We start from the raw sequence: 12,439 nt of genomic DNA, 5'->3' as shown, positions 1-12,439 counted from the left end.
CCTAAATGTACTCATTCGAGTTAAGTAAGTTAAAATAGGTATGCGTAAAGGCATAAGCGCCAATCTCGGAAAGAATGGCTAGGCCTGTTTTGCCTATTTTTAATTTTCCCATTTGAAGTATTGGTAGAGTGTAGAGTTGACTTGTCTTGCCGATAGAATTCATTTCTAAGTAATGATAAAGTTCATGACTTAAAATTAAATTAATCGCTTCATCCATAGAGAGTTGATTTTCCTTTGCCCATAAAGCGATGGACTTTGTGTATAAGGTAATCTCATTTTTGCCGGATAAATAATCAGAGTAATATCGGTTATGACCAGAAACGAAATCCATATCTTTTTCAATGATTTTTAAGTGGTACTCATTGAGAATAACTTTGAATTGACCATGGTGGTATTGTTCAAAAATATCCTTGGCCGCTTTTTCACCTTGTTCCCAAGCACAATCAATGACCTTTTGGTAATCAGAAGGAGGTATTTTGGCATAGGAATAATCCCGTTTTAATTCTTCAAAGCAGTCCTGTTTTTCGGGAAATGGAATGTTCTTAACCATCAATTCGTTTGGTGGCGATGACTAAAATTTCTTGATCTTGAGGGATCGCCTTAATTTCTAAGTCCCCAAGAGATTGTATTTGGCTTTCTTCCGGTAAGCCGGCTAAATCCACAATTCGTTTACCAATGATTAAATAAACATTTGGTAAATTGGAACCACCGTCGTTGTATTCTGTGAGTTCTTCCAGGATATGTGTTAACACCGAAGACCATTCTTTTGCTTGTGATGATAAAACCATCGCATTCTTTTTTTGCAAACGAATAACACCCTCATCATCAATTAGGCGAAGTGGAGTGGTCTTTGTTTTCATAAAGCCGAAGAGCTTTTTTTCGACTTGATGAGCTTGTATTGCGTAAAGACCATCGGTTTTACCGGAGATAAATAAATGACTAACTGGTAGATTTAAATTTGCGGATACTGTTTCAAGCAATTCTTTTTCAGATAGTTGGGCTTTTAAGCGATTCTTAGATCGTAATTCCGTTGAACCGATTGCGATAGCACGAACTAAATTTCTTTGCGTGTCTACTTCAATGGAAACTTCCACTGAATTTGGCGAAGCACCATTTTGAATTGCCTTTTGAACAGCTTCATGACGAATAGCTAAAATATCCTCATCACTTGGATTAGAAATGACTCTTTCAACCATATCACGAACCATGGCTAAGGCAACACCAATCGTAGAAATCACCGGAGCATTTTTGGCAATCTTAAATTCATGACCCATGGTTTCGGCTAAATGAGGAACAACCGTTGTACCTCCACCTCCACCACCAACAAAGAGTGTGGTTCTTGGATCCATGTGGTAATCCTTCATTAAGCTTTCTACAACTTTAGCGTTTTTAATGGCTGCGAAAGAAAGAACCTTCTCAGCACATTCTTCAACGGTTAAGTGCATTTGATCCGCTAATGGTTTCCAAGCTTTTTTAGCGGCTTCTATATTTCCATAAGCGTATTGTCCTTCTTGAACATAGCCGGCAATATTAGCGGCACCGGCCATGGTTAGAGCAACGCAAACACCATGATCACATTCCACATAGGCATAGTTAGGATCGCCTTTCTTTGGTTGAATGGTTTTTAATACCGGATGCGAAATTTTATCAGCATCGGTATACACTTCATAATCTAATTCTGCAATATGTGCTGATCTTGGTCCGATATTGATGGCTTTTCCATCTTCCATTTCAACCATAGAACCACCACCAATACCAACCGTACGAACATCCAAAGAGTTAAGATAAGTACTATGACCACCAACTTCAGCGTATTTAATCATGACCTTTCCATCTTTAACGCAAGAAATATCCGTTGAGGTACCACCAACCTCAAAGAAGATACCATCGCTTAGCTTTTCATACATCAAAGCCCCGGCCACGCCGGCGGCCGGTCCCGATAAAATGGTTAGAATAGGTCGTTTTTGAACCTCATCAACACTCATAACTCCGCCATCACAACGCATAACCATCAATGGGTTTTGAATGTTGGCTTTATGGATAGAATCATTGGTCATCGTAGCGGCTTCTAGCATCTTAGGCATAATAGAAGCGTTAATGACAGCGGTTCTAGTTCTTACCTTTAAACCATATAGTTTAGAAATATCACTCGTTGCGGTTGCCGGAATACCTTGCTTAGCACAAAAATCAATGACTTTATTTTCATTGCTTGCATCATCCACGGAAAAAGCTTCCGCCGCCACAATACTAGTGCATCCTTCAGCCAGTAATTCTTGAATGGCTATTTGTATTTGTTCATCCATATTCTCTTTGGTATCCACATAGCCATTTTCGCTATTTAGGTATTTTCCCTTGGATAATTCAATATCCCCTAAATTTGTATCGCTTTTGGATTTTATTCCTTGCAAGCCTTGTCCTAAAGTAATAATGCCTACTTTCGCAACGTCTCCTTCCAATAAGGCGTTGGTTGCTTGGGTAGTACCATGCGCAATAAAGCTGACATCCTCCGGCTTGATTTGGTATTTTTGCATGATGTCTTGCAAGACTTGAATAATTCCGGCCGCAACTCCTTCTTTCGCACTATGGGTAGTTGGAATTTTTGTGGAACCGATAAATTCAAAGCTTTCATTATCAATCGCAACGGCATCCGTAAAAGTACCACCAACATCAATTCCAATACGTACTTTCATAAATAACTTCCTCCCTTGTATGAAAAGAAGCCTGCCAATGCAGACCTCTTGTCTGTATTTGAATTAGAAGAATTGAATTGCGGATAAGACAACTCCAAATACCGCAATTGCCCAAAGATAAGGTAATAACTTCTTCGTAATATTATTAACATCCACTTCACAGAAATTAGCCGCCCAAACATTTTGCGTGTTCGTTGGATCGCCACATCCTTGAATACGTTCAGCCGCTAAGAAAGCGCCCATAACCGCTAATGGGGATAAAGTACCAAGACCAATAATCAAAGCCGCAATACCGGAACCTAAACCAAATAAGTTCATCGGTCCACGATAAAGAGCTAATGGAGCTAATAGGGAGAAGAAGATAATGTAAGGAAGACGAGTCGATGGAATAATCTTTAGTAACAATGGATTTAAGACAGCCTTAACCATTGGGTGAGTGACTGCCAAGAATAACATGCCAATACCGACCATTAAGATTAAGGCCGGTCCAGCATCGGTAACACCATCGTAACAGGTTTTTGTTAGAAGGTTCATGGCTTTGTTATAACTGTTTTGACTCATCAATAAAATCCAAAGAATACCAACAATAAAAGCAGGGACAACAGGGAATTTAAAGATAGCGACTAATACAATTGGAATCAATGGTGTAAGCATGGCTAAAGCCCCACGAATACCGGTGAGTTGTTGAGATGACTTTGGTTCTTGCATTTGGGTTGAGAAGGCAAACTTAATACCATTCTTTTTGAATTCAACGAAGATTAAGACCAAAGTGGCGAAAGCTGTAGCTGCCATTAGGTAAACTTCAAAGTCACGAATTTGATGGATGTCTAATGAGAAAAGAGTAGCGAATGTCTTCCAGTTTGCGATATTGAAAGATAAGCCGGTCGTAAAAGACATCAAGAAGATGGAAGCCGCTGAAACAGCCGGAATACCAACGGAAATAAGAATTGGCAGCACAATGGTACCAACCATGATGATGGAACCTAAGCCACTTAATGTTGTGAATAAAACAGCCACGACAGCACTTAAAACCAATGTGATTAACAATGGCTTATCACCGCCCAATTCAGCTGATTTTTTTACTAAATTTTCAGTAATACCGGTTTTGTTCATCAATTGACCTAGCCAAGCTCCGAAGATAACAGCCATAATAGCGGATCCCATACGAACGGTTCCTGCTTCAACAACGACTTGAAGCCAGCCGATTGCAACACCTTTGTCATTAACGGCAATCGCCGGTACTTTGGCGATAACACAAATTAACACAGCCATCAGTGGTAAAGCCACCAAGGTAGGTAATTTCTTCGTCATCATGAAAACGGCAATAACCGCAAATACAAGAAGAATTAAAATTCCTTGCAACATATACTTTCTATCCTCCTATATGTTTTGTATGAACACGGTTTTAACCGTTGGTTCCAATTAGCAGCATCTTATGAAATAAGACCTGCCTGGATAAGCTTGAATTCACTTGATATACCGTAATGGATAAGCTATTCAAATCCATATAGCGTCCAAAGCTTTTCTCATTTAAGCAATAAATAAATATATTCTTTAAGTTTAAGAAACGGCGTAATTGATTTAATTGTGTTGCGATAACTTCTAAATTAGAGTTGAAAATCTCACTTAAATAATCCCGATTCAAGGGAATAACCTCATTTTCCAATAAGATTTTTCCTTCAATCTTCTTAGAAACACAAATGAACGCATCTTGTTTATGAAGAGAGAGAGCCATGAGTTCCGATAGGGTTGTTAGACCGGAAACCTGTTCTTCAACAGGACAATGGTAATAATCCTTTAAAGCATCACGAATGGTTAAAATTTGTGAAACATAACCAGTATCATAAAGAACGTTTAAGTCGGAAAGCTGGGTATCATCATGAACCAACAAGCCAATTTTAGAAACACAATTCTTGGGGAACATATCTTTCACCCATTCAAAAATGAGGCTACCGTCATTTTCTTGATTATAGAAGTTTCTTGTTTCTAGTAATTCATGATTTAAAGAATAGACATAGGTATAAATTATTTTGGCTCTAAATTCAATCAACAGATACGGAAGCGAATTATCTTGAAAGTAAAGCTTTTTGGCGGGTCTTCCTTTTCCTTGAATGGCACTTTTCTTTTCTTGAAGAATGCCATCTTCCAACAGTTCATTCACAATCTCCGTGACAGTACTAGGAGCCAAATCAACCAATTTTGATAGCTCTATTCTGGAAATACCGGGATGATGATGAATGGTTTCCTTAAGTAAATGTTTATTTTGTTTACGAATTTCTTCAATCTTTAAATGTTTCATGGACTTTCTTTCTATTTATTTCGGAGTCCGAAATAAATTAACCGCTTTCATTCTAACACTTCCAGTTTTAGAAATGCAATAGAACAAAAGCGATTTTTTAACGATAATTATTTATTAACTTAGAAAGCTTTTTACCATCTAGTTTTTTGAGGGAGCACTTATCGACTTCACAAAGATGAATGGCTTCTCCAGCCGCTTCACCAATATCAATACAAGTTGGAATAATACGAATACTAGCTTGCATTAAGAAAGTAGCAGAGATACAACGGCCAACCACAATTAGATTGTCTAATTCATTTGTAATAAGCGAGCGATAAGGTATTTCATAGTAGTCACCTTTTTGGTAAGACTTTTGGTGCACTAAGGATTGACTGGCTGAGTGGACGTCAATATACCAATCCCCACGAGCAATCGCATCTTCAAAGCGAGCCATAGTTGCGTATGCATCCTCTTGCATTTGATATTGACCAACGATACGCCAGGATTCACGAATGCCTAATTGGTTCGCTACTTGCAATAGGAAGGAATGTTCAAAGCCCGGCATCATGGCTTTTAGAAAGGTGACTAAACGTTGAATGGCTTGATGACCATACGCATAAGCTTTTGATCTTTCAACAGCACTTGTATTATCTTTCATCATAACGATATGAGGACAGTTGAAAGACATTCCACCCGGTTTATCGGGGATGGAATAACACTGAAAATAATGCAAATCACTTGGAATTAGATAGCCTTGTTCAACTCCCTTTTGAAAAAGGGGTTCCATTGCAAATCCTTTATGAACAACCATTGCCGCTTCAAAGTAATCTTTTTTAGTTCGATGAATGCTGTAGCTGTCATTTAATGAGAAAACATATGCACGGAATTTCTCAATATCAATACCACCCATTTCAAAGCGTAAGGAACTAATTTGATTTTCTAAATGATGATCACCATGTTCCACAGGAATACCCGATAAACGAGAAAGCTTGGCGTCACCGGTAGCATCCACAAAATGTTTCGCTTTTATTTCGTATAAGCCTTCAACACAGTCCACCACAATGGAAACAATAGTTCCATTTTCAATATTCACATCAATTAAACTTGTATCGTAAAGAATATGTCCATTCACATTGGTGTATAAGCTTTCCCAGCTATTATTCATCGCTTCTGCCGAAAACCAAATTTGTCCAGAACCTTGTTGATCTTCTGTATGCGCATAAGTGTTTAATTGGTTGACTAAATCATAAAAATTAGGGTGGTGCTTGGTATAAGAGCGCATCATTGGTGTCACTAGAGCATTGTTAGAGGAACCACCTAACTTAGTACTTTTTTCAACAATTAAAGTTTTCAATCCATATTTTGCACAGGTATAGGCAGTACTACACCCAGCACTACCACCGCCAATGACACAAACATCATATTCATCTAAAACAGGTATATTTTTAACGGCACACATAAAAGCCTCCTTTGTTATTTATCATTAAATTATTTTTCCAAGATAGTCAAGAATTCTTTTCTATTCTCATATTCTTAAAAAATAGGATAAAATAGACGTATGAAAAAATTATTAGCTTGTTTATTATGCTTGGCATTAGTTGCCTGCGGAACTAAGAAAACAGAACCTATCAAGCTCCAATCCTTTCCGCAAGAACAGAAGGGTGATAACTATACCGTTGCAGTGCATTCGCAATATAAGTTGAAATTCGCTAATGAAACATTGGATACCTATGCCCAAGATGCTTTACTGCAAAGGAAAGGTAATGAAGCCATCCTTTCGCAAAATATCAATGCGAATGGTCAGCGTTCAACCATCAAAGGGAATTATTACAATGGAAGAATTCACAATACTTTCAATGGTGTTTCTTATTATGAAGAAATGGGAATGGATGCCTTAATTAAAACGATGTTAGTGCCAATTGAACCATTGCGGACTATAAAGGCAGAACAATTAGAAAGCTATCGAGTGAAAAATGGAGTGTATACTTACTCCTATAAACCGGAGCCGGCGAAAGAAGTGTTCTTAAACCATTTTGATAGCTATGGTTTAAATAAAATGGATGAATTGAAAGTAAAGAAGAATGAAATTATAGATACTTTCCAAGGAAATACATTCATTTCCGAAACAGTGAAATTCACTTTAGAAATTAAAAAGAATAATCAGAAGGTTGAAGTGGAATATCAATCCAAAGCCGAAAGAAGTCAAGTTGGCAGCACAAAGATTTCTATTTCAGAAGCCCAAAAAGAACAAGAAAAGAAATACGTTCACTTTAAGAATATTGATACTTCACAAATAAAAGCTAAAACGAAAACCGATGATACGCCGGAAAATGATGTTTTAGCGACCTTAAAGAAACGTCTAGTCGGTCGTTTGGATTACAAAAAGGTATCGGATAATGAGTTTAAGTCTAAATTCAATAGTCACGAGGAATATAGCTTTTTATTTGATATAACAAGCTTCCAATATAAAAATTATTCTTTGGAGTATGTTTATAACTGGAAGAGTAATATCGCCAGTACAGGAAGCTGTACTTACAATTTCAACAATGGGGCGAAATCGAGTACTTGTTCGCAAAACAACCTGGATATTTTCAAAAAAGTAAAGGATTATTTTAAATTAGAGCTTTATTATTGTGGATTAAGCAGTAGTGATTTCATAGATGAGAAAAAATAGATTATAATATACGGGTAGAGGTAATTATGGATAAAAATACATTAAAAGTTATTCTTCAGGAAGCGAAGAGTGGAAATGTTGACGGTTTAAATAAATTAGTCAAAAGTTATCAACAAGAAATTTATCGTAATTCAAAGTTATACACAGGGAACAAAGAATTAGCGAAATTCATTACGAAGAACACGATTACGAAAGTATTCACTAATTTAGATGAAGCCTTAAATCATGTGGATCATTTTGAGACATGGTTATCCCGGGAAACGATGGATAAGGCTTTAGAAAGCTTATTGCCTTTTAATCCGTTTGAAACAGGAGAAGTAAAGGAAGTTGGCCTAGTGGATGATGAAAATGCTTGGGCAAAGGTATTTGCGTATAGCGACGGTTTAAGCGATGGGGAAAGAACAGTTTTAAATCTTTTTGCTATTAAAAAGATGGATGAAGATGCCATTGCTTCTAAGATTTGTTTATCGAAAGAAGATGTGCATTCTTTACTAGAAAGAGCCAAGAACCATTTATCGGCTGAAGGCTTTTCTTTTGAGGATTATTCTCGATTATTAAATGTTTCTGAGCCAACTGAAATATCCCTTTCCGAGCGAATGCCTACCACATCAGTTATGGTAGAAAAAGTGCCTGCTTATGTGAAAGAGATAGAAGAAGAGGATGAGCAGGAAGAACTAAATGAACAAAAGAAAAAGAGTGGTTGGAAGACGACCATGATTTATATCCTGGTAGGTGTTATTATCTTGACTGTGGAATGGCTGGCCTTAGATTATTTCTTTGGCAATAAGAATAAAAACCAAGTAACAACGCCAACTACGCAACAAACGACAACTCCGAAAGAACAGCCTACAACACCTGATTCACAAATTGAACAGACAAAACCAGAAACATCAAGTCCATCTAAGGAAGCCACATTAGGTAAAGTAAATATCACTAAGACAGGTCTTCATGTTCGTAATCAACCAACGACCAAAGGTAAAGATTTAGGAACTTTGAAACAAGGTGAAAGTTATGATGTTTTAGAAATAAAACAAGCGGACAATTACACTTGGTATCGTATTGGAGAAAATAGATGGATTGCGAATCCATTGGGTTATGTGAATTTTGAAAAAGCCACGAACTAATTCATTAAAAAATCCTAGCTCATCAGTTAGGATTTTTCATATAGTACTCATGATTCATAAGATCGAAGGGTTAAATCATGCTTGAGTCAACTATAATTTTTTGCATGCAGATTTAGACAAATTTCTATTGTAGAAATGAAACGGGAAAAAGTAAAATAGTTATATGGATTTAAAAATAAAAGCGAAACAGAATCACATCCCTATTATGCAAGATAGTGGTCTTGCGTTTTTATTATCTTTTTTAAATGAACATACAGAAATCCAATCCATCTTAGAAATAGGAACGGTGATTGGCTATTCTGCTATTCAAATGGCAAAGGTACGCTTTGATATGCGTATTGATAGCTTGGAAATTGATGTCGAGCGTTATCAACAAGCTTTACAAAATATTCAAGAAGAGAAATTAGAAAATCGCATTCATGCTTATTTAGAAGATGCGGCTAATTTTAAAAGTTACCAAGATTATGATTTTATCTTTGTGGATGCGGCGAAGGCTCAATACGCACGTTATGTAGAACATTTTATTGGGAATAGTCATATTGGTAGCTACTTTGTGTTTGATAATTTAGCTTTTCATGGTCTTGTGAAAGATGATTCTAAAACCAACAATCGTAGTACGAAACAGTTAGTTCATAAGCTTAAAAAGTTTCAAGAAAGACTAAAAAACGACAAGCGTTTCCTAACCGATTTTTATTTAGAAATCGGAGATGGATTAGCTGTCGCTAAAAGAATTCGTTAGAAGCTACCGGAGGTATGACCAAAGCCACCGCTTTCTGAACTGCTAAAGCCCCCACCATCGAAATTATCATTATCGGAATCATCCTTCGGCTTATGAATGACAACAGTTGTGGTGTATAAGAAGACATCACTTTGTTGAGATAGTTGTAGACCTTTTTTCGTATAATCGGATGCCTCTAGTTGAATATCTGCACTATGGTGTCGTTTTTTAAGTCTAAAAACATAGATACCGGCTAGTAATAAAGGCACGAAAATCACAATTGCACTACGAATGTAGAAAGGAATGATAATGACATCAACCGTTTCTTTCATAAAACGTTGAAAGCCTTCATAATACTTGTTATGACGCAAGTATTTCTTCACCACCACTGAAGCAATCTTTTCACGCTTTTTAGCTGTATAAATGGATGAAGCTTTTTTACCATAGGTCACAATATCAAAGCGACGATCCCACATCGTTAGTACTAACATAATACCATCATGGTTAGCACCATAGCCAAGTTTTTCATTTTTATAAATAGCTTCGGAAAAAGATTCAATCGTTGAATAACTGCCTTTATCCAGGTAAACACGGATGTAAACAGCAATCTTATGTTCCTGTTCAATTTTTTGAGCGCGTTCTTCTAACTGATGGATTTGTTCTTGCGAAAGTAAACCATATTTATCAACTACATGAGGAGTATTTTCATTAGCTTGAACAGGAATAAGGCAAAGGAAAAGTAATAATGCAAAGAAGAAAAAAGTTAATTTTTTACGCATACATTACCTCCATAGTATAAACAACGAAACATATAGAATAGCGAAAATAATAAGTGCCGTTAAAGTAAAGTAACGAAGCGCTTTCTTTTTATCCACCGGTAAATCATCGGATACCATTTTCCCGGTTTGTCCATTCATCGCAAAACGATAGTTTTTACCTTTATATCTTGTGGTTAATAACCAAACGGGCAAGAAAACATAATGAATACTACCCGGATGAATTTCATATTTTTCATGAATTGGATAGCTTGTATCATAAGCACTGAACTCTTGATTAAAAAGATGTATAGTTGTGTTTTGAATACGCTGATCGACACGATTAGAATCTTCATCAGAATTGACATCATAACGATCCGCAAAATAACCGGCTAGATAGCTCATTTGGAAATCCGTTAAATCATCATAACGAAAAGGTTCAATCGCATCCATCAATTCATCGGGCATTTTCGTAGAAGCATCGGCCGGAACTCGTTCAAACTCAACGTCACCGGCACGGGTTGCGAGATAGTGATGGGTGTGTTGGTATATATCATCACCTATATAATCAGAAGTGGTGACAGTTGCTTTGCATTGACTATATCCCTCAACTCGACCATCATAAAGCCAAAAAGGCACATAAATTCCCTTGATTTCTTTGATGTGATTTTCTTCTTTGAAGTTATTGGGTAGAAGTGGTTTATTCTTATAAAAATGTTTTAAAGTATTAATGGCTGTTTGTTTAACCTGCTTGAAGGGAATGATTTGATCCGGTTTTAAGCCACCATTGATTTGTGATTCAATGACCATTGGATTGGCACAATAGGGGCAACTAGATGCCGCCATGGTTTTATCCGCTATGATTTGAGCCCCACAGCTTTGACAAGAGTAAGAAGCCATTTGATTTTCTTCCACTTCTGACCAATGGTCTAAATGATTACTTTTTTGCGCAAAGCTGCCTTTTAGCTCAGGCTTACTTTCCCTCTTTTCTAAACGCGTATCCACTTCTTCCGGCGAATAAATGGAACCACAATGATCACAAACGAGCTTTTGTTGATTAGCGTCAAAGCGCAAAGGGGAACCACAGTTAAAACACTGGATATTTGTTGAAGATTGACTCATTATTCTGGTTTTTTAGTACCGCAGTTACTGCAGAACTTACCTTCATTTGCGGTTTGGCAACTTGGGCAAAGCCATTGACCGCCTTGTTTGTAGAGCTCGTTCACATCAATTCCACCGGCTTGCTGGGCGGCGTTTAAACCTACATAGCCCATCATGGCACCATTTGGATTTTTAGCCGCATCTTGCATGGCTTGAGCTTGAGCTGCCGCAATATTCGCCGCTGCTAAGTTAGGATCACGGAAAGCCGTTGCTTTTTGCAGAGATTTAAGCGTTGCTTCATCATTTTCATCAGCAACGATAGAATTGACCCCAAAGGACACAATTTGAATACCACGTAAGTCCGTCCACTTAGAACTTAATTGTTCATTTAAATTTTGAGCTAATTCCTCTGTATGACCAGGAATTTGACTATAACGAATGCCTTGATCGGAAAGCTTCGCTAAAGCCGGTTGTAGAGCAGTCAATAATTCAGCACGCAATTGTTCATTTAATGTGTCTAAATTATAATCATTTTCCACATTGCCGCTAACATTGGTGTAGAAAAGAACCGGATTAACAATGCGGATACTATAAGTACCGAAAGCCTTCAAGGAAATATCCATATCAATACCGGCTTTTTCTTCTACAACACGGAAAGGAATCGGATTTGGTGTACCATACTTCAAACCGGTAATTTCTTTGATGTTGATGAAGTAGACACGTTGATCTTGACCGGCTTGTCCTCCATAACTAAAACGACTACCAATTTCACTAAAAACAGATTTGACAGCATCTTTGAAACCACCTAAGAAAATACTTGGCTCTGCGTTTTTGTCGTAGATATATTCACCAGGTTCTCCCACTAAGTCAATCACTTTCCCATTTTCAACAACAAGTAAACATTGACCATCCGAAACAATCACTTTCGATTGATCGCTTAAGATATTACCATTGCTGGAATTGCGATTAAGACCTTTCGTTACTAAGGTATTGTTGTCTAAAGCATCACAATAAATGTAATCCTTCCAAACATCTTTTAAGGTGGAGCGTACAGCTTCAACACCGACTGATATAAAGCCCATAATAAGCCTCCTTTTAA

General features: G+C 37.2%; 11 protein-coding genes. 3 read left to right on the top strand and 8 right to left on the bottom strand.

The window, feature by feature from the left end; translation table 11 throughout:
* Window position 1: 1 nt before the first annotated feature.
* The 5 genes from K7I92_RS05090 to K7I92_RS05070 form a co-directional block, all read right to left on the bottom strand.
* On the bottom strand, window positions 2–550 hold the full coding sequence (locus tag K7I92_RS05090) for a hypothetical protein (RefSeq protein WP_220282312.1): 549 nt from the start codon (window positions 548–550) through the stop codon (window positions 2–4).
* Window positions 543–2,690, bottom strand: coding sequence for a hydantoinase/oxoprolinase family protein (locus tag K7I92_RS05085; protein ID WP_220282311.1), 2,148 nt, complete (start codon window positions 2,688–2,690; stop codon window positions 543–545). The genes K7I92_RS05090 and K7I92_RS05085 overlap by 8 nt, the downstream gene beginning before the upstream one ends.
* Window positions 2,691–2,753: 63 nt before the next feature.
* Window positions 2,754–4,055 carry a C4-dicarboxylate ABC transporter gene (locus tag K7I92_RS05080; protein WP_220282310.1) on the bottom strand — a complete coding sequence of 434 codons (1,302 nt, stop codon included), beginning with the start codon at window positions 4,053–4,055 and terminating at the stop codon, window positions 2,754–2,756.
* A 40-nt stretch (window positions 4,056–4,095) separates the two neighbouring features.
* Window positions 4,096–4,989 (bottom strand): winged helix-turn-helix domain-containing protein, encoded by an 894-nt coding sequence (locus K7I92_RS05075; RefSeq protein WP_220282309.1) that lies wholly within the window; start codon window positions 4,987–4,989, stop codon window positions 4,096–4,098.
* Between the two features lie 97 nt (window positions 4,990–5,086).
* Window positions 5,087–6,427 (bottom strand): FAD-dependent oxidoreductase, encoded by a 1,341-nt coding sequence (locus tag K7I92_RS05070; protein ID WP_220282308.1) that lies wholly within the window; start codon window positions 6,425–6,427, stop codon window positions 5,087–5,089.
* 99 nt (window positions 6,428–6,526) lie between these two features.
* Here K7I92_RS05070 and K7I92_RS05065 point away from each other — a divergent pair, with 99 nt between their 5' ends.
* The 3 genes from K7I92_RS05065 to K7I92_RS05055 all read left to right on the top strand — a co-directional run bounded on the left by K7I92_RS05065 (window position 6,527) and on the right by K7I92_RS05055 (window position 9,505).
* Complete coding sequence (locus tag K7I92_RS05065) at window positions 6,527–7,642, top strand: hypothetical protein (protein ID WP_220282307.1); 1,116 nt, start codon at window positions 6,527–6,529, stop codon at window positions 7,640–7,642.
* Window positions 7,643–7,668: 26 nt separating this feature from the next.
* Window positions 7,669–8,766 (top strand): SH3 domain-containing protein, encoded by a 1,098-nt coding sequence (locus tag K7I92_RS05060; RefSeq protein WP_220282306.1) that lies wholly within the window; start codon window positions 7,669–7,671, stop codon window positions 8,764–8,766.
* Window positions 8,767–8,929: 163 nt separating this feature from the next.
* Window positions 8,930–9,505, top strand: coding sequence for an O-methyltransferase (locus K7I92_RS05055; protein WP_220282305.1), 576 nt, complete (start codon window positions 8,930–8,932; stop codon window positions 9,503–9,505).
* Here K7I92_RS05055 and K7I92_RS05050 read toward each other — a convergent pair.
* The 3 genes from K7I92_RS05050 to K7I92_RS05040 are packed head-to-tail and all read right to left on the bottom strand — an operon-like array spanning window position 9,502 to window position 12,422.
* Window positions 9,502–10,263: a TPM domain-containing protein gene (locus K7I92_RS05050; protein ID WP_220282304.1), complete on the bottom strand. Its 762-nt coding sequence runs from the start codon at window positions 10,261–10,263 to the stop codon at window positions 9,502–9,504. The genes K7I92_RS05055 and K7I92_RS05050 overlap by 4 nt on opposite strands.
* A 3-nt stretch (window positions 10,264–10,266) precedes the next feature.
* Complete coding sequence (locus K7I92_RS05045; protein WP_220282303.1) at window positions 10,267–11,361, bottom strand: TFIIB-type zinc ribbon-containing protein; 1,095 nt, start codon at window positions 11,359–11,361, stop codon at window positions 10,267–10,269.
* Window positions 11,361–12,422 carry an SPFH domain-containing protein gene (locus K7I92_RS05040; RefSeq protein WP_220282302.1) on the bottom strand — a complete coding sequence of 354 codons (1,062 nt, stop codon included), beginning with the start codon at window positions 12,420–12,422 and terminating at the stop codon, window positions 11,361–11,363. The genes K7I92_RS05045 and K7I92_RS05040 overlap by 1 nt, the downstream gene beginning before the upstream one ends.
* Window positions 12,423–12,439: the final 17 nt, after the last annotated feature.

Origin of the sequence: Bulleidia sp. zg-1013, assembly GCF_019798045.1 — a bacterium.
Lineage (GTDB): Bacteria > Bacillota_I > Bacilli_A > Erysipelotrichales > Erysipelotrichaceae > Bulleidia.
This window is presented reverse-complemented; position numbering and strand designations above follow the sequence as displayed.